This is a genomic window from uncultured Agrobacterium sp., from assembly GCA_913777615.1.
Lineage (GTDB): Bacteria > Pseudomonadota > Alphaproteobacteria > Rhizobiales > Rhizobiaceae > Agrobacterium.
The window spans coordinates 221,952-240,251 of record CAJYTK010000006.1 but is presented as its reverse complement, the minus strand read 5'-3'; the positions used below and the strand labels follow the sequence as shown (position 1 = coordinate 240,251).

Below are 18,300 nucleotides of genomic sequence, written 5' to 3'. Positions count from 1 at the left end.
CCTGCGGCGAACATCACCCGTCAGCAATTCAACGTGTCGGTACTCGTTAGACATAAGCCTATACCCAAGCCTGTGCTTGAGCCTTTCTGCTTACGCCGACTGTCCGGTCGAAATGGGGGGCAGTTCAAGTCCATACAAGACCCTCGGCCACGCGCAGAGCAGCAAAGACACGCAGCCGCGCAAAAAGTCTCTCAATCGAGAAAGCTTCAGACGCTGCAAAACCCAGTTATCGATCAAAGCCCGGGCCGAAACCCAAGCTCATCGAAGAGTTCCCGGAACCGCTCTTTGAGAGTTACGACTAACCGGTGTCTTTTCAGGCGGCTCTCCAGTTCCATATCGACCGCTTGGGCGAGAGTTACTACCATTTGCATCGCGCCATATTCCGGGACGGTGATGCGCTTGAAGCAACAACCTTGTTGAGCTGGTTGAAGGGAACGAAAGCGCCACGCAGCGTGGCAAACTTGGAAATCCTCAATCGAATAGAACGCCGGTACCGATTGCCATTCGGTTACTTCAAAGAAAAGCTTCCGCATCAGTCTCGTGCCGGGGTCGGATATGATGTTGGTGACGATGTATCTCCTGCAGAGCGTCGACGTCTGGCATGGCATCTGCCGGATGACTTCAATTCATTGCCGGAGGAAAAGCGGGCCGAAATTCTTGAATGGGTAAGGCGGGTCATCCTAACCGGTGCGACAGACTATCGCCGTTATCAGGCGCTGGCGACCAAACAACGTTATGCCATCCGATTTCCTGGCGTAACCTACGGCGGCTCTCACAGACCGATGACGTCACCACATAAGATAGTCGATGATTGTAAGGACGAGCTGGAAGACCCCGATATGGTTTCAGGGGTAATCGACGCACCTGCTCAACTCGCGCTCGAAATGGCTACTCTCATGTCGTTCAAGACCGCGACCCTGACTGCAGTGGGCTTCAAACGCAATGGAGTGTGGGGCGAGGAGACGGCATCTCAGAAGCTTGAGCATCTTGGGTTGATGTTCGGTGCTCTCGCCGCTTCACCTGAAGGAGAGGTCGCTGGCCGAGGCGTGCCGCTAGGTGCGTTGACCTTCGGCCTCCTGGTTTTTCCGGGTGTCTGGGATTGGTATCTACAGTGGCGTGAGCGACGACGCGGCTTCTACACGGCCTGGGAAGCGGACATGCTCAGCATCTCATTATCGCTCACCCGGGAGGAAACCGGTTGGATCAGGCAGCATCCCGAACTCATCGAGCGCGTGGTGCCGGTAGATGGCTTGGTAACAAAGGAAGAGATCGCCCTCGCCAAGCGTGATTGGCAAGCTTGCTGCGATGCCTTTCATTCCCATGCAAGAAACCGTATCAGGGAAATCCACCGGGTCATGCGGGTCCACCGAGACCCCTTCGAGCCGATCATGTGCGTGCTGGAGGCACCGAGCCCTCTTGCCGAATATCGCAAGATCACAGATGAAATCCTTCTCCGCATGCCTGATAAAGACCGCTATCCAAGAGCTGCTGCAGAATCCGTACGCTCGTTTCTCATGCTACGACTAGGACTTCATCTCGGCCTACGGCAAAAGAACCTGCGGCAACTGCTGTTTTGCCCACGCGGTCATTTCCCTACCTCTGAAAGGCGTCTTGAAGAAATGCGGCGCGGAGAAATTCGGTGGAGTGACAGAGAAAATGGCTGGGAAGTGCTGATTCCATCAGTCGCATTTAAAAATGCCAACTCTTCGTTCTTCGGATCGAAGCCATTCAGGCTGATCCTGCCCGACCTGCTCGACCTCTATCACTACATCAACGTCTACATCGAACGTCATCGAAAAGTCCTGCTCGGTAAGGCTACCGATCCGGGTACGTTCTTCGTCAAAACCGTCAAACTTTCAAGCGCTGATGCGGCCTACAACCAGACGACGTTCTATGAGGCTTGGCGTCTCATCATCCAACGCTACGGCATCTATAACCCGTACACCGGTCGCGGAGCGATCAGTGGCTTGCTGCCACACGGCCCGCACAATGTTCGAGACGTTTTGGCGACGCACATTCTGAAGCTCACCGGGTCATACGAACAGGCGAGCTATGCCATTCAGGATACCCCGGAGATGGTTCAACAGCACTACGGACGCTTCCTTCCACAAGACAAGGCAGCACTGGCTGCAAAGATTTTGAACCAGGTCTGGGAAGCCGCTTGAACATAAGTGGGCTGGCGATGCCGTAAACATCGTCAGCGCTCCAGTGATTAGATCCGCTGATCCAGCGAACTGCTTTGTCACTGATTGCACTGCGAGATATGGATTCGAAAGAGGCGTGGGTTCGCCTTGAACAGAATTGAACTTTTGGCACCCTATTCGTGCGCGCCGCTTTGAACGCAATCACCAACCTGGCGTTCAATGGAAAGGCGGACTATTCGCTAAATGGAAGTTCAATATTTTCGCGGTTTTTCTTTGCGCCGTCGATTAGCACCGTTTTGAACCGGTCCGCATCTGGTGCTGGCAGCATCCCCGCCCCGGTTCGAATAGCTTGTTGCCAAGCCGGCCCGCGCTCCCATGCTTCGTTGTAGACGAGGGCCAAGTCGGCAGATCGCCTCGTCTGCTGCAGCGCTTCAAAAAGCAGCGCGGCTTGGCGAAGGTCCTTCTCACGCTTCGCTGGCCCCTGCCCGTCAGTTTGGCGGCGGCTGGCGACTATGAGCTTGTGGACCGCATATCTAGTTGTATCGGGGACAACGACTGGGATGCCGCTTCGGTGGAGAAGTATTGTCCTTACGGGTTCCCTGATAAGAAAATCGAGAAAGCGTAGTGGATCCGCGCTGGCGCCGCCAAGGGCGGGCATCTTCGCCGGCTGATCGATGTAGTCGTCCGAGCCGCGGTTCGATGTCAAAAATTCCACCCTGTAGCCGCCAGCATTTTGAAATGCGGACGAAGCCGCTGATCCCGATCTATGTGGAACGGGCCGGAAACTGGCGTCGACGTCCTGCAGCAGTTTTACGATCGGAGGCAGACTATCCTCAACCTCTCGACTGATGGCATAATCCTGAGCGATGTGCGCATCGCCGGTCAGTATCGCGGCCATGGGAAGGCGCACGCCCAGCAGCCCTGAATAGCATTGAAAGGCCACCGTACCGATGAGAACGCCACGAAGTCGAAAGAGACCCCCGTTGGCTAAAGCTTCAACGATATCGCCTGACATTGCGTCGGGGGATATCATCCCGCCTTCACGGGTCAGGGTGTTTACCAAGCGCCTGCGAGCGCGTAGATCGTCCTTGTCTCGCTTATGATCAGATACGCGCTGGGCTATATCCGGATCGTCAGCAGGACCAACATAACGACGTTTCGTACCACCGTGTCCATCCGGGATGTCGAAATACCAATACTTGCGTCCCTTGATGTTCGCGGGCGTAAATCGACCCTCTGGAGGGAAATCAGCCGTCCAAGCGGCGTCGAGCGAGCGCTGACCTAGAGCGCGTCCATTGAACGCGGAATCGCATTTGGGATTTCCTTGGCTTCCGAATTCTGATTCCATTGCCCCGGCTGTTGATTTTGTCGGAGGCAATATGACCCGAGCTTTCAGTGATGATCTGCGTAGCCGCGTTCTGGCTGTGTCACGTGATGGCATGTCAGCGCGATCAGCGGCGGCCAGATTTGGAATTGGCATTTCAACGGCCATCGCCTGGATCGCCAGCGCGCGGGCGGGTCAGTTGACGCCTTTGAGGCAGGGCCGGCGCGGTGGCTCACGCCTCGATGCTCACGAGGAGTTCATCATCGGCATGATCGAAGAGGAAAAGGATATCACGCTCAACGAGATGGTTCTGCGATTGCGTGAGGACAAAGCCGTATCGATCGGCCGCAGCGCACTTGACGTCTGGCTGCGAAAGCGCGGCTGGACTTTCAAAAAAAGACCGCACATGCACTGGAGCAGGAGCGTCCTGACCTCCTGAAACGCCGCCAGGACTGGTTCGACGGCCAACTTGATCTCGATCCGGCGAGGCTCGTCTTCATCGATGAAACCGGCCTAAGCACGAAGATGTCTCGGCTTCGTGGACGAGCCCCTTGCGGAGATCGATGCCGCTCGCCGGTCCCGCACGGCCATTGGAAGACAACGACGTTTACCGGAGCGCTCAGGCTATCTGGAATGACCGCACCCATGGTCTTGGACGGCGCGATGAACGGGGTAGCATTCCAGGCTTATGTCCAGCAGGTTCTCATTCCAACCTTGGCACCAGGCGACATCGTAATCATGGACAATCTGCCTGCACACAAAGCGGAAGGCGTGCGTCACGCAATCGAAGACGCCGGATGCCGGTTGCTTTACCTTCCTCCCTACAGTCCCGACTTCAACCCCATCGAGAAGGCATTCGCAAAGCTCAAGGCCGTCTTGCGCGCCAAAGCCGAGCGAACGATCGACGGCTTATGGAATGCCCTCGGCCACATCCTCACACTGTTCGAACCACAAGAATGTGCCAACTACTTCAAATCGTGCGGATATGACCCCGAATAAAGCGGACGCGCTCTAGCTTGGCGAGCATAGTCTGGTACATGAGGTCGACGGATTTCATAAGCTCGATTCCGGCGTTATACTGTTTTTCAAAAACAGTATAACGTTCGAGTTGAACCGTCACAACAGGTAACTCGATTCTGTCGTTCTTGAAGGGAATCGAACCGGCGACAGGTCGTTCAGATATCTTAACTTCCTGAACAGACATACTTCGTCGCTTGAGGCCAATTTACGGCCCTCCACCGATCGCCGCCGCCGATTATCATTCTTATCCTGGACCTGGAACCCGCGCCGGGTAGATTTTCCTTTCGGCAAGCCTCATGAAGGCAGTTCGCCGAACTTCGCGGTGCGCGGTGCGCGGTGGGAAAGTTGGCGAGACATTTAAAGGTCTGTCAACCGGAGGCAGCCTATCCCTCCTCAATTACCTGCTCTCAAAGCCTTCCAGCGCTCGCATGAGATGGTACGCTTCGCAGACCTTGGCCTCAAAGAGCTTATGCAGCGCTTGGTTGTCATCGATGTCGAAGGACTGGACCACGCCGCCGCTAATGGCGAAGACCTCGTGCGGTTCTATCCCTGAGTTGTCGATCAACAAAACTTCGTCGGCGATCCTCAGCGCTTCGGTCAGCTTCTCGAAGGATCCATCGTGCCGCCTGCGGATGGTTTCCTCCGGGATGTCGTGACCGCCCTTGAGGACACGCTGTCTAACGCGCTCGAGGTTTGTCTCAACGGAATCCAAAGCAACATAGTACAGGCCGACCTTGAACCCGGCCGCCTTGGCCACCCGCATCATTCTCAACGATTGGTTGCTGCTCAGCGTCGTCTCGAAAATAAAAGACTGCCTAGTGTCGATCATCTCGTCAATTTTCAGGAGAGCCGATCGACCAGCTTGGATTTCGGTCGATCTGTTATCAGCGGCCAGCATCGCTTTGGCGATCTCGTCCGCGTTGATCCAAACACCCTCGAGCTTCAGCTTCGCGAAGGCGGAAGTTTTGCCGGAGCCGTTCGGCCCTGCGAGGAGGATACACCACAACTCGGGCATGAAGCGATTGCTACCTCACGGTAGCCGGAGCACGTTCCTTGCGCTCATGCTGGGCCTTATCCTTCGCCTCGTTCTGCCGATCCTTGGCAGTGATCGTTAGGCCCATACGGCGGCTCTCGGCGATGGCCTCCCGGCCGATCTGCTTCAAGGCTTGCTTGTTCTCGCGGTATTTCTGCAAAAGCATCAGCGATCTCCTTTCCATTCTTCCATAACATAATGCGACAGGCCGTCGGCTGCAAATATAGCTTGTGCCAGGTGCCACCGACAGCAGCACTGAAGGCAACGGGCCGAAGGAGACAGCCTTCCGCCTTGATGGGATATGAACCGTCGACGTTGCGGTCCAGCTCAGAAGGAAGCTGAACGCATTTCAAAATTACGACGCCAATCTGGCAATCGCCTGAAATTGTCAGGGCTCCAACACCGTTAGTTCAAATATCTGCGAGCTCTCGAGCATAACCTGCAGAACCTTGAACACTTCCGCGACATGCTTGGAAGCAACATGTGCGTCCAGTGCGGCTTGGCTTTCCCACTCCTCTGTGAAGACGAAGCGACGCAGATTTTCCCGATCCCTGTGAAGATTGTAGTAGGTCGCTCCCGCCTCGCCCCTGCTGGGAGTCACAAGCGTTTTCAGCAGGCGTTCGACTTCCGCCTCGTGGCCTGGCTTGGCAACAAAAATGGCGACTCCAGGGATGGCCTCGGTCATTGGATATTCCTTCATGCTCAACGGGAAAAGGCGGCCCGGATTTCCCGAGCCGCCGAAAGGTCACATCAGAAATTGAAGCTTGCAATATTATCCTTGGTGAAGACCTTCGGCGCACCGAGCAGGATCTCGCTCTTGTTGGCGATCTGCAGGTCGCCGAGCTTTCCGGCCTTGAAGGTCTTGTCGCCGGGCTTGAGGGTCCCGTCAGCCAGCGCCCGAAGCGCGGTCGCAGCGGCGTAGCCCATGTCGTCCGTGCTCCACAGAACGGCCGACTTGACGCAACCGCTTGTAATGTAGGGCTTCATGGCATTGGGCAGCGCCAAGCCGACGACCGAGACCTTGCCGCAGAGATTGTTCTGCTGCACGGCTTCGGACGCTGCAGGCGTTGCCACGCTGGTCATGCCGACGATGCCATTGAGTTCGTCGCCGTACTTGTTGATCAGCGTCTGCGCCTGGTTGAAGGACAGGATGTTGTCTTCCTGAGCTTCGACGGTTTCCAGGAACTTGATCTTCGGATGGCACTTTGCGGCATAGGCGGACATTTCGCTGATCCATCGCGCCTGGTTCGGCGTGGTAAAGGTCGAGGTGACGATGGCGAAACTGCCGTCTTCACCGATCTGCTGGGCCAGCTGGTCGATCAGCGTCTTGGCGACGCCGTTGGCCGTTGCCGGATTGATGAACCACTGGCGCGCATCGTGCTCGGCATCGGCGTCGTAGGTCACGACGTTGATGCCGGCGGCCAGCGCTTTTTGAAGGACAGGCGCGACCGCGACGGGATCGTTGGCCGAGAGCATGATGCCGTCGACGCCGCTGGTGATGTAGTTGTCGATGAAGGTGATCTGCTCGTCGATATTGGCCTTGGTCGGACCATCGGTCGTCACGGTCATGTTGCCGATTTCCTTGGCGCTCGCCTGTGCGCCGGCAGCGCTGGACATGAAATAGCCGATGCCGACGAGCTTCGGCACGTCGACGACCTTCAAAGGCTTGCCCTTGCGGTCAGGCGCGCCAGTCGGGCTGCCGCCGTCATACTGGCCGGGATCGACGGATGCAGCCGTCGCATCGCAGGCCAGCGGGTTGGTCGGCGCTCCATCCCCGCCCGTCCAATCCGACTGCTGCGCATGGACTGCGAGCGGCAGCATGCTGGTGAGGCAAAATGCGCTGGCATGAAGTGCGGTGATAATCGATCGCATGAAAACTTCTCCTGTTTCAGATCGTTGTAGCCCCCGCGGGGTCGTACCCTTGGATGTCAGTCGTTCGAAAAGCGGCTGACGAAATTCGAGACGAGAACGGCCAGGATCAGCACCACGCCGATGACGACGATGGTGCCGTCGCCCTTAACGCCGGACAGCGACAGGCCGTTTTTCAGAACCTGGATCAGGATCAGCCCCAACAGCGACCCCAGGATCGACCCGCGCCCGCCGAAGATCGAAGTGCCTCCCAGCACCACCGCCGTGATGGCATCCAGCTCGAGGCCGGTGCCCATGTCGGAGCGGGTCGTCGAAACCCGGCTGACGAAGACGATGGCGGCAATGCTGGAAAGCAGACCGGAACTGGCGTAGATCCAGAGCTTGATCCGGGCGGCATCGACGCCCGAGTAGCGGGCTGCAGCCTCGTTGTTGCCGATCGCATAGATCTTTCGGCCGATGGCCGTGAAGCGCAGGACGAAGATGCCAATGCCGGCGCTGATGGCTAGAAGCCAGAGCTGCGTCGGGACGCCCAGCAGGTAACCCTGGCCTATGCTCAGGAACCAAGCCGGATAGCCGCGCACGGACTGCGCCTGGCTGATGCCTTCCGCGAGCCCGCGGTAGAGCGCAAGGGTGGCAAGGGTCGCGATCAGCGGCGGCACCCGGAACCGGGTGATGACGACGCCATTCGCGATGCCGCCGGCAACGCCGACGAGGATGGACAGGAAAGCGGCCAGCGGCAGCGGCACCCCTGCCTTCCAGAAGACACCCACCAGGATCGCCGAAAGACCGACGGTCGAACCGACGGACAGATCGATGCCACCGGTGATGATGACGAAAGTCATGGCGACCACGATAAGGCCAACCTCCGTCATCAGGCGACCCTGGTTCAGGAGATTGGCAGTCGTCAGGAAGCGATCGTTATAGAAGGACAGCGTCGCCATGACGCAGACGAGAATGATGAAAAGGATCGTCTCGTGACGATAGAGGAAGCGAAAATTCATGACTTTCTCCATCAACGTGAACGGTGGCGACGCGCCACGTCAGCGAGCACTGTCGCAAGGATCAGTGCCCCCTGCACCGCGCGGAGCCAGTAGGCCGAGACATTCAGAAAGATCAGCGACGAGCCAATCGTGGCAAACAGGATCGCGGCCAGCGTCGCACCTGTTACGGTACCGATGCCGCCCAGGATGGAGACGCCCCCGACGACAGCCGCCGATATGATCACCAGCTCGAGGCCATTGGGGACCGTGGACTGGATGACCTGCAGCTGGGTGGCAAAGAGAATGGCGGCTATGCCGGCGAGAACACCATGAATGGCAAACACCTTGACGGTCATGGCGCGGTGCGAAATGCCGACTGCCTCTGCCGCGTCAGGATTGCCGCCGACTGCATAGATAGCCCGGCCAAACGCTGTTGTCCGCATGGCAAAGGCGACCAGCAGCGTGAGGATCACCATGAAGAGAATTGGCGAGGGGATGCCCATCAGTTTAAACTGTGCCAGCTGGAAGGCAGGCGGGAGGCCGGAGATCCAGGCGCCACCGGTGACGGTGATCAGCAGCCCCCGCAGGATGGAGAGCATCCCTAGCGTCGCGATGATGGAGGGGACCCGCATATAGCCTATGAGGATACCGAGGGCGGTGTTGATCAGGCATCCGACGGCAATCGGCGCCAGCCAAGAAAACCAGACCGGGTAGCCATGGGTCACCAGAAGCCCGGAAATCGTCGCCAGCACGCCGATCAGCGCGCCGATAGACACATCGATATGGCCGGAAATGATCACCAGAGACATGCCTATGGCGGCAACCGCGATATATGCATTGCCGACAAAGATGGTGGAGAGGTTGTTGGACGCCATGAATCGCGGGTTGTTGAGGCCGACCAAAGCCAGCAGCGAGACGACCGCGACGGCCAGAAGAACCTCCTGGTTGAAAATCCTGGCGAGTGAAAGACGCTTCATGCGGCATGTCCCCTCATCATTGCAGCACCTACGGTTTCGGGCGTCGCCTCATTGCGATCGATAATCGCCACCATGCGATGGGCGTTCATCACCACGATCCGGTCGCTCATGCCGATCACCTCGGGGAGTTCGCTTGAAATCATGACAATCGCCATGCCCTCGCGGGCCAGCTGCACCATGAGTTTGTGGATTTCGGATTTGGCGCCGACGTCGACGCCGCGCGTCGGTTCGTCGAGGATGAGGACCTTCGGCTTGCTTGCCAGCCATTTGGCGATGACGACCTTCTGCTGGTTGCCGCCGGAGAGTTCACCGACGACCTGCGATGGGCCCCGCGTCCGCACGGCAAATCTTGCGATCGCATCGCTCGCCAGCGAATGCTCCTTGCGCGTATCGACCAGCCAGCCATTGGTCAGCTTGTCGATGACGGTGATGGCGACGTTGTCGCGGATGGTCTGCTTCTTTACCAGGCCATGCTGGGCCCGATCCTCCGGCACGTAGGCGATGCCGTTGTCGATCGCCTGCCTGACACCCCCGACAGTCACCGGCTGCCCGTCGATCCTGATCACGCCGGATGACGCCGGGGAGATGCCGAAGACGGTTTCGGCAAGCTCGGTCCGACCGGAGCCGACCAGTCCGGCAATTCCGAGTATCTCGCCGGCCCGCACATTAAAGCTGACATTCTCGACGCGACCCGTACAGGATAGCCCCTCCAGTTCCAGCACCGACGCACCAAAAGGCACGGTTTCCTTCGGAAACAGCTGGCTGATCTCGCGACCGACCATGGCCGAAACCAGGCTTGCTTCCGTGACCTCAGCGATCGGCTTGGAGGCCACAGTTTTGCCGTCGCGGAGAACCGTGACACGGTCCGATATACGGAAAACCTCGTCCATGCGGTGGCTGACATATACAATCCCGACGCCATCCTTCTGCAGCGCACGCACCACATCCAGCAGCCGCACTACATCGGCCTCGGCAAGGGCTGCCGTCGGCTCATCCATGACCAGCACACGGGCATTGCGCGACAGCGCACGAGCGATCTCGACGCGCTGCCGGTTGGCAACTGAAAGGGTTTCGACCGGGGCGTCGATGTCGAGTTCAGGGCAATCGAGTCTGGCAAGCAGTGCTTTTGCACGGTCGCGCATGGCGCGCCGATCCAGCAGCCCCAGGGCCGTCTTCGGCGCGTGGCCGAGGAAGATGTTTTCCGTCACTGTCAGCGCCGGAAACAGCAATAGCTCCTGATGCACCACCGATATGCCGGCCACCTGGGCGGCACGTGGTTGGCCGAAGCGCGTGATCTCCCCGTCCAGCAGCACATCGCCGGCACTCGGCTGGTGGGCGCCGGACATGATGCGGATCATCGTCGATTTTCCGGCACCGTTCTCGCCCATGAGAGCATGGACCTCACCGGCACGGACGTCGAAATCGACGCCCTTCAGCACCGAGACCGGGCCGAACGATTTCTCTATGCCGCGCAGGGCCAGGATAGGTGGATCCGATGCACCAGTGTCCGTTTTCGATTGCATTTTCCTTAACTCCTCCCGGGGCAGCATGACGTCTCCGCGCCTCAGGCGAGGGTGTAGGCAGTCTTTACGGTGGTGAAGAACTCGCTGGCATAGCGACCCTGCTCGCGCGAGCCGAAGGAGGAGCCTTTACGGCCACCGAAGGGCACGTGGAAATCGACGCCTGCCGTCGGCAGGTTCACCATCACCATCCCGGCCTCGGAATTGCGCTTGAAGTGCGTCGCATGTTTCAGGCTGGTGGTTGCGATGCCCGCCGACAGGCCGAAGGACGTGTCGTTCGCCGTGGCCAGCGCTTCGTCGTAATCCTTGACACGGATGACCGCTGCAACGGGACCGAAGATCTCCTCGCGGGAAATACGCATCGTGCTCGTGGCTTCGGTGAACAGTGTCGGCTGAAGGTAGAAGCCGGGCGTGTCGCGGCTGAGGACCTCGCCCCCGAATGCCAGTTTTGCACCCTCCTGCTTGCCGATGGCGATGTAATCCAGATCGGTCTTCAGTTGCTTCTCGTCGACGACGGGCCCGATATGGGTGCCCGCTTTCATCGCGTTGTCGACATTCAGTCCTTTCAGCCGTTCGGTCAGCGCCGCGACGAACCTGTCATGGATACCTTCGGTGACGATCAGGCGGGAAGAGGCCGTGCAGCGCTGGCCCGTCGAGAAAAAGGCGGAATTGGCGGCGGCCTCGACGGCGACCGTCAGGTCCGCATCATCGAGCACCACCATCGGGTTCTTGCCGCCCATCTCCAGCTGGTACTTGCGGTTATGCTCGACGGAAGCAAGTGCAACACGTTTGCCCGTTCCGACGGAGCCGGTGAAGGTTATCCCCGACAGGACAGGGCTATCCAGCATGGCCTGTCCAACGACGGAACCCTTGCCCATGACTAGGTTAAGCACGCCCTTCGGCAGGCCGGCCCGATGGAGAATATCGACGATAGCCCATGAGCAACCGGGAACGAGATCGGCGGGTTTGAAAACAATGGTGTTGCCGTAGCAGAGTGCTGGGGCGATCTTCCAGGCCGGGATCGCGATCGGAAAATTCCAGGGCGTGATGATGCCGATGACGCCGAGCGGATCGCGCGTGATCTCCACGCCGATGTTCGGGCGAACCGACGGCAGGACCTCGCCCGCCAGACGCAGCGCCTCGCCTGCGAAAAAGTCAAATATCTGCGCAGCGCGGATGGTTTCGCCGATTGCCTCAGGAAGCGTCTTGCCTTCCTCGCGCGCCAGCAGGGCAGCGAGCTCCTCCTTGCGGGCCAGGATTTCGTCGCTGGCTTTCCTGAGAATGGCGTGGCGCTCGAGTATGCCGGAGCGGGACCAGGCCGGAAAGGCTGCCTTTGCCGCCGAGATGGCATTGGCCACGTCATCCGCCGTGGCGGCGGCATAGATGCCGACAACCTCGTTGGTATCGGATGGGTTGATATTGTTGGTGCCGGCTGCGCCATTCCACTCGCCGGCGATCAGGTTCTGATGAATTGTCATTGTTTCTCTCGATGTAAGGTTCGACAACGCGCGTGAAGTTTCAGACGCCGTAGAAGTGCGCCGCGTTCTTTTCGAAGATGGTCTCAAGCTCGGCCGGGCCGAAATGTGCTTGCAGCAGGGTCCGCGCCAGATTGCAGACCTCGGCATGGCTCGCCGCCAGAAGGCAGACCGGCCAATCGCTGCCGAACATCAGCCTTTCCGGGCCGAAGATATCAGCGACATGGTCGATGTAGGGCTGGAAATCGGCAGGCGCCCAGTCGGATGAGGCTTCCGTCACCATGCCGGAGATCTTGCAGGAGACATTCGGGAAAGCCGCGATCTCGCTGATATGCGACTTCCACGGTTCGATGGCGGAAGCGGCAATTTCCGGCTTCGAGATATGGTCAACCACGGCTTTGAGATTAGGCACCTGGCGCAACGCTTCCGCGACATGCGGCAGGTGGCGGGTAAAGGTCAGGATGTCAAACGGCACCCCGGCCGCTTCAACGGCCTTGAGGCTCCGCAGCACCTGAGGGCGTAGAATGAAGGCGTCGTCATCCAGCCCCTGCAGCATGGGCCTGATGCCGACAAACAGCGGATTGCGCCGATAGTGCGCAAGACGGCTTTCGAAACCATCCGCATCCATATCCAGCCAGCCGACGACGCCGGCAATGAAATCCGTCTTTGCCGCAAGGTCCAGAAGGAAATCCGTTTCCGCTTCCGTCTCGGCCGCCTGCACCACGATGGTTCTCGTGATGCCGGCGCGCTTCATTTCGTGGCGCAGACCGTCCGGCATGAAATCGCGGTAGATGACACCGAGATCGGGCGTCATCCATCCGTAATCGCCCCGTTCGATCTTCCAGAAATGCTGATGGCTGTCGAGCATGGTCCCCTCCCCTCCCTTTCGGTCTGGTTTACGCGCGCACGACACCCTTCTTGAGGATGATGTTACCATAGAGCCGGCGTTCGCCGGAGGAGATGACGGCAAAAGCCGACTTGGTCCGATCGTAGAAATCGAAACGGTCAATCACGGCCAGTTCCAGTTTGCGGCCTTCCTGCGCTGCGATCACAGCCTCGAATTCCGAATACATCGCAGGCCGGTCGCCCGGTGCATCCATGACGCCCGCCGGCTGGTCGACGAAGTCGTCGAGCGGGAAGAGCGACAGCACGGCATCGAGAACGGCCGGTGCAGTCTGGCCGGGAATCTGGATCACGCGGTTGGTGACGGTGGCTGCCGGAAAGTTGCAATCGACGATCGCAATCTCGTCGCCATGCCCCATATCCGCAAGGATCTGCAACAGCGGGCCGGTGAGTAGCGGATTGAGCGTTTTCAGCATGGGAATACTCGCTTTCTAGTGGAAGTGAAGTTTTCGGCAGCCTGGTCGGATCAGCCGATAAGGCCCTCGGTCTCGAGCGCCCTCCAGAGTTCCTCCGGTATAGGCTGTTCGAACCACTCGACATTGGTGGTCACCTGGGCCGCCGTCTTTGCGCCGATGACAACGCAGGTGGTGGCCGGGTGGCGCATGGGGAACTGAAGTGCTGCGGCCGGAAGTGGCACGTCGTAGCCTGTGCAGATCTCCCTCAGACGGTCGGCACGGGCGATGACCTCTTCCGGCGCGTCGGCATAGTTGAACTTACGGCGTCCGGGCGTCGTGGAGGCGAGGATGCCGGAGTTGAAGACGCCTGCGATGACGAGTGCCATGCCGCGCTTCTGCGCCAGCGGAAGAAATTCGCGTGCCGCATCCTGATCGAGCAGCGTATAGCGACCCGCAAGCATGGAGCAATCGAGGTCGGCCTCATCAAGCGCATCGCGGATGACCTGCCACTCGTTGACGCCGAGGCCGAAGCCCTTGATGTCGCCGGCAGCCCGCAGTTCGGTCAGCGCCTTGAAGCCGCCGCCCTTGGTAAGTGCGCTCCAATGATGGTCATGCAGGTCCGCATGAGTCACTTGTCCTATGTCATGGACATAGAGAATATCGGGATTGGGGAAGCCGAGGCGCTGCTGGCTATCGTCGAAGCTGCGCATCACGCCGTCGTAGCTGTAGTCGAAGACTTCGCGAAACTGTAGGCCGTTGTACCAACCGGGATCGAGCGGGTTCTTTGGCGGCTCCGGCGGCAGCGCGCGTCCGGCCCGCTGCGTGGTCATCAGCCGGCCGACCTTGGTGCTGAGCGCGAAGTTTCGCTCGCCCTCCATCTTTTCGCGCAGGACCTGGCCGACCAGATGCTCGGAGCGGCCATTGCCGTACATGGGCGCCGTATCGAAATAGCGGATGCCGGCTTCCCAGGCAGCAGTCAACATGGCGACGGCATCGGCCGTTGCCACCGGGGCGTAGAGGCCGCCAAGCGGTGCGCTACCGACACCGAGTGCCGTCACGCTGAGGCCCGTGTTGCCGACCTTGCGCAGTTCAGTGGTTTTGCTGTTCATGATCAGACCTTCATTCAGATATGTGCGCGGTTCTTGCGCCGGGCCCAGACGACGATGGCGACGCCGACCAAGAGCAGTGCGCCGCGAACGATCTGTCGCTGGGAATCCGTCCAGCCAAGCAGGGCGGCGCCGCTGAGAAGCGAAGCTAGCAGCGCCACGCCGGCGATCGTCCCGATGACATTCGGCTTGCCGAATTTCAGCGCCATGCCGCCGAGCAGCACCGCGGTTAAGCCGTCGATAAAATACGAGCTGCCGATGTATGGCTGGCCTGAGGATAGATCCGCCGTGAGCAGGATGCCGGCGATCGAGGAGAGCACGCCGGAAAGGATGTAGAGCAGGAAGAGAATACGGTTTACCGGAATGCCCGCTTCGGACACCGCTGCGCGGTTCTGCTCCATAGCGTAGAGATAGTGGCCGAACGTCAGGTGTTCCTGAAGGTAATAGGCCAGCGCATAAAGCAGGATGACGATGATCGTCAGGACCGGCACGATGCCGATATTGGCATGCAGCAGCGCGCCGACAAAACCGGTTGAGGACAGCGAGATGGATGTGCCGAGACCAATTGCCGCGGCGATCGATCCCGCCAGGCCTCCGGTCGCGATGGTGCTGACCAACGCCGGCAGCCGGAAGATGGCAACCAGGCCGCCATTGATCACGCCGAAGACAATACCGGCGGCAAGCCCTGCGAGCGATGCGACGGGCCAGCCGTATCCGTGGCTGGCAAGGCCGGCAACGATCATGTTGGCGAGCGCCGCCACTGACATGAAGCTGACGTCGATCTCGCCGGCTGCGATGATCCACGTCAGGGCCAGGAACATGATCGCAGCGATGCTGGCCGAGCGCAGCATGTCGTTGATATTGCCGGCGCTGACAAAGGTCGGACGTAGCCATGCAAAAGCAATGAAGGTGATGGCGAGCAAGAAAAACAGCCCGTAGCGCACGAAGAAGGTCTGGTAGTCAAAGCCCGGGCGCTGGCTTCTGATGTTTTCGGACAATGCGGTCATCCCGTATCTCCTCAGCGAGCCGGCCGACTGGAAAACAGCCCGCCGATGAAAGACGTGAGTTTTGGATCGAACATTCCGATGGCGACGATCAGCACGGTGCTGACGATGGCATCGCTGTAGTAGTAGGGGATGGCAAGCAAGGTGAAGCCGTTCAGCATCGCCGACATCAGCAGGGTTCCGGCCAGCGTTGCCGGGATCGAAGGCGCCCCGAAAAGGGCCGCACCCAGGTAGACGGCCGCAAACGCCGGCATCAGCAGCTGGCTGCCGGCCGTCACGTTGGCGGCACCGGAAGATGCGACCAGCAAGGTGATTGCGAGACAGGCCATGGCCCCACAGAGTGCGAACGCCGCGAGCACATAGGCCTTGACCCTGACGCCGGAAAAGACTGCGGAAAGCTTGTTCTCACCGGTCGCGTAAAAGGCACGGCCGAAGCGCGAGGCGTGCAGCACGACGAAGGCGATGATTCCAGCGATCAGCAGGATGACGACCGGCATATCCAGCGTCATCACCTTCGCATCGTTGAGATCAAGAATGCCCGAGCCGAAGAAGTTGTCGGAAAGCGACGTGCCGTTGCTGTAGAAATAGGAGAGGCCGACCGAGACGCCGCCGGTGGCAATCGTCGTGACGATATCCGGGAGACGGAAATAGGAGATGGCCGTGCCGTTGATCAGGCCGACGAGAAGGCCAACGGCAATGCCGCCGCCGATGCTCTGGTAAAGACTGTAGTCATTGGCAAGAAGCCAGCCGATCGTCATGGCGCCGAGCGATGCAATGCCTGGGAACGACAGATCGAAATGGCGCACGACGATGACGAAGGTGAGACCAATCGCCGTGAGGCCGTTGACGGACATGTGGCGCAGCAGCGCATGTAGATTGCCATTGCTGAGATAGGACGGCGCGAAGGACTGGAACACGCCTGCAATGATGGCCAGCAGCACGACGAACGCACCGAGCCGGAGAACGACAGGAGGCACCTTGAACTCCTCTTTCATGATCTTACTCCCATGATGCCGGCGGCAAGAAGCTGGTCGCGGGACGGCGTGTCTGCTGACGTCGCAGGCTGGCCCTTGTAGAGCGCGATCGTTCTGTCGGCGACGCCGTAGACCTCGTCGCAGTCCGATGAGATGACGAGCACAGCCGCCTTCTGCGAAAGCTCGCGCATCAGCCCATAGAGCGTCGCGCGCGCGCCGATATCGACGCCGACGGTGGGCTCGACGAAGATGTAGATCTCGCTGTCGCGATAGAGACCCTTGGCAATGACGATCTTTTGCTGGTTGCCCCCGGAGAAGGCGCTGGCCGGACGATCGAGCTTCAGCGGTTGCAGCGCGACCTTCCTTGCCAGTTCTTCGGCGATCGCCTTGTTACGACCGAGCTTGAGCAGGCCACCGATCCAGGACGCCTTACCGAGATGGGCAAGCGTGGTGTTGAAGACCACGTCCTTCGTCATCGTCAGACCTTCGGTGCGCCGATCGCCGGGAACGAGAAAAATGCCCCGACGCAGCGCATCGTGGGGGTCTTTCAGCACGACAGGCTTGCCCTTGATGGTCATCGAACCGCCATCGGGGCGGATGACGCCGAACAGCGCCTTCGACAATTCGTCGGCACCGGATCCGATCAGCCCGAAAATGCCCAGTATCTCGCCACGCCGCAGGGTGAAGCTGACATCGGAGAAGAGGCCGCGCTTTTCGAGACCCTCCACTGTCATCATGACTTCACCCCCGGCCCGGTCATCCCTGGGAGGGAATATGGCCCCGCTCTTCTGGTCCAGCATCAGATCGGGAATGGAGACGGCATTGGAACGCGCCTCGGCAATCGTCATCGTCGCCACATTGCGGCCACCGCGAAAGACGGTGAAGCGATCGGCGATCTCGAAGACTTCCTCGAGGCGGTGCGTGATATAGATGATGGCGATGCCGGCCGCCTTCAGCGTCCGCATCAGCTGGAACAGCGACGCCTTCTCGCGCTCGGTCAGCGTCGAGGTCGGCTCGTCTAGGATGAGAATGCGGATGTCCTCGCGGCGCAGCGCATGCAGGATCGCGACGATTTCGCGATCGACGGCAGCCATTTCACCGACGCGGGCATCGAGGTCGATCTCGATGGGAAAGCGCTTCAACAGCTTCTGCGCAGCCATTTGCATGGCCTTGCGGTCGATACGACCCGTCAACCCGGCCCGCTTCGATTCCTGGCCGAGATAGATGTTCTCGACCCCGGTGAAGTCGCCCACCAGTTCGGGATGCTGCTGGACGGATGCGATACCGCAATCGATGGCCGCAGCCGGGCTGCCGAGCTCGACGCTCTGGCCACCGATCTCGATGACGCCTGAATCCTTCTTGTAGACCCCCGAGAGGATCTTGATCAGCGTCGACTTGCCAGCACCGTTGACGCCGAGCAAGGCGTGGATCTCGCCGACCTCAAGATCGAAGCTGACGGCATCGAGTGCTTTGACGACCCCGAAGCGCTTTTCGATAGCGCGCATGCTGATTACATTTGCCATTGTCTCGTCCCAACAGTCTGCAGGCGCGGCGAATGCCGCTGCCTGCTTTCCTC

17 protein-coding genes are annotated in these 18,300 nt (G+C 59.5%); 2 read left to right on the top strand and 15 right to left on the bottom strand.

Annotated elements, in window-relative coordinates; all coding sequences use genetic code 11:
• Nucleotides 1–305 precede the first annotated feature (305 nt).
• Nucleotides 306–2,165, top strand: a complete 1,860-nt coding sequence (locus tag QZ862_RS05700) for a hypothetical protein (protein ID WP_296098098.1) — start codon at nucleotides 306–308, stop codon at nucleotides 2,163–2,165.
• A 211-nt stretch (nucleotides 2,166–2,376) separates the two neighbouring features.
• Here the strand turns inward: QZ862_RS05700 and QZ862_RS05695 are convergent, their stop codons facing one another.
• The gene (locus QZ862_RS05695) at nucleotides 2,377–3,492 is read right to left on the bottom strand and encodes a GSU2403 family nucleotidyltransferase fold protein (protein WP_296098095.1); all 1,116 of its coding nucleotides are present in this window, start codon (nucleotides 3,490–3,492) and stop codon (nucleotides 2,377–2,379) included.
• Nucleotides 3,493–3,523: 31 nt separating this feature from the next.
• Here QZ862_RS05695 and QZ862_RS05690 point away from each other — a divergent pair.
• Nucleotides 3,524–4,467 (top strand): IS630 family transposase gene (locus QZ862_RS05690; protein ID WP_296098092.1). Its coding sequence is split into 2 segments (ribosomal slippage): nucleotides 3,524–3,848 and nucleotides 3,848–4,467, totalling 945 coding nucleotides; the frame shifts between segments, so codons are not numbered across the junction.
• A 418-nt stretch (nucleotides 4,468–4,885) separates the two neighbouring features.
• Here the strand turns inward: QZ862_RS05690 and QZ862_RS05685 are convergent.
• From QZ862_RS05685 to QZ862_RS05620, 14 genes are all read right to left on the bottom strand, one after another.
• Complete coding sequence (locus QZ862_RS05685) at nucleotides 4,886–5,503, bottom strand: zeta toxin family protein (RefSeq protein WP_296098090.1); 618 nt, start codon at nucleotides 5,501–5,503, stop codon at nucleotides 4,886–4,888.
• A gap of 10 nt (nucleotides 5,504–5,513) precedes the next feature.
• Nucleotides 5,514–5,687, bottom strand: coding sequence for a hypothetical protein (locus QZ862_RS05680; protein ID WP_186330289.1), 174 nt, complete (start codon nucleotides 5,685–5,687; stop codon nucleotides 5,514–5,516).
• A gap of 222 nt (nucleotides 5,688–5,909) precedes the next feature.
• The gene (locus QZ862_RS05675; RefSeq protein ID WP_296037484.1) at nucleotides 5,910–6,206 is read right to left on the bottom strand and encodes a putative quinol monooxygenase; all 297 of its coding nucleotides are present in this window, start codon (nucleotides 6,204–6,206) and stop codon (nucleotides 5,910–5,912) included.
• A gap of 65 nt (nucleotides 6,207–6,271) precedes the next feature.
• Complete coding sequence (locus QZ862_RS05670) at nucleotides 6,272–7,393, bottom strand: substrate-binding domain-containing protein (RefSeq protein ID WP_296037481.1); 1,122 nt, start codon at nucleotides 7,391–7,393, stop codon at nucleotides 6,272–6,274.
• 56 nt (nucleotides 7,394–7,449) lie between these two features.
• Nucleotides 7,450–8,391: an ABC transporter permease gene (locus QZ862_RS05665; RefSeq protein WP_296098083.1), complete on the bottom strand. Its 942-nt coding sequence runs from the start codon at nucleotides 8,389–8,391 to the stop codon at nucleotides 7,450–7,452.
• An 11-nt stretch (nucleotides 8,392–8,402) separates the two neighbouring features.
• Nucleotides 8,403–9,347: an ABC transporter permease gene (locus QZ862_RS05660; protein WP_296098079.1), complete on the bottom strand. Its 945-nt coding sequence runs from the start codon at nucleotides 9,345–9,347 to the stop codon at nucleotides 8,403–8,405.
• Entirely contained in the window at nucleotides 9,344–10,870 is a 1,527-nt protein-coding gene (locus QZ862_RS05655) for a sugar ABC transporter ATP-binding protein (RefSeq protein ID WP_296037473.1), read from the bottom strand. Before QZ862_RS05655 ends, QZ862_RS05660 begins: the two co-directional genes overlap by 4 nt.
• 41 nt (nucleotides 10,871–10,911) lie before the next feature.
• Complete coding sequence (locus tag QZ862_RS05650) at nucleotides 10,912–12,345, bottom strand: aldehyde dehydrogenase family protein (RefSeq protein WP_296037470.1); 1,434 nt, start codon at nucleotides 12,343–12,345, stop codon at nucleotides 10,912–10,914.
• A 40-nt stretch (nucleotides 12,346–12,385) separates the two neighbouring features.
• Nucleotides 12,386–13,210 carry an amidohydrolase family protein gene (locus QZ862_RS05645; protein WP_296098077.1) on the bottom strand — a complete coding sequence of 275 codons (825 nt, stop codon included), beginning with the start codon at nucleotides 13,208–13,210 and terminating at the stop codon, nucleotides 12,386–12,388.
• A 28-nt stretch (nucleotides 13,211–13,238) separates the two neighbouring features.
• The gene (locus QZ862_RS05640) at nucleotides 13,239–13,661 is read right to left on the bottom strand and encodes an RbsD/FucU domain-containing protein (RefSeq protein WP_296037467.1); all 423 of its coding nucleotides are present in this window, start codon (nucleotides 13,659–13,661) and stop codon (nucleotides 13,239–13,241) included.
• A gap of 50 nt (nucleotides 13,662–13,711) precedes the next feature.
• Nucleotides 13,712–14,749, bottom strand: a complete 1,038-nt coding sequence (locus tag QZ862_RS05635; RefSeq protein ID WP_296037464.1) for an aldo/keto reductase — start codon at nucleotides 14,747–14,749, stop codon at nucleotides 13,712–13,714.
• A gap of 14 nt (nucleotides 14,750–14,763) precedes the next feature.
• Nucleotides 14,764–15,753, bottom strand: a complete 990-nt coding sequence (locus tag QZ862_RS05630; protein ID WP_296098075.1) for an ABC transporter permease — start codon at nucleotides 15,751–15,753, stop codon at nucleotides 14,764–14,766.
• An 11-nt stretch (nucleotides 15,754–15,764) separates the two neighbouring features.
• Nucleotides 15,765–16,745, bottom strand: a complete 981-nt coding sequence (locus QZ862_RS05625) for an ABC transporter permease (RefSeq protein ID WP_296037458.1) — start codon at nucleotides 16,743–16,745, stop codon at nucleotides 15,765–15,767.
• Nucleotides 16,742–18,247 carry a sugar ABC transporter ATP-binding protein gene (locus QZ862_RS05620; protein ID WP_296037456.1) on the bottom strand — a complete coding sequence of 502 codons (1,506 nt, stop codon included), beginning with the start codon at nucleotides 18,245–18,247 and terminating at the stop codon, nucleotides 16,742–16,744. The genes QZ862_RS05625 and QZ862_RS05620 overlap by 4 nt, the downstream gene beginning before the upstream one ends.
• Between the last annotated feature and the right edge of the window lie 53 nt (nucleotides 18,248–18,300).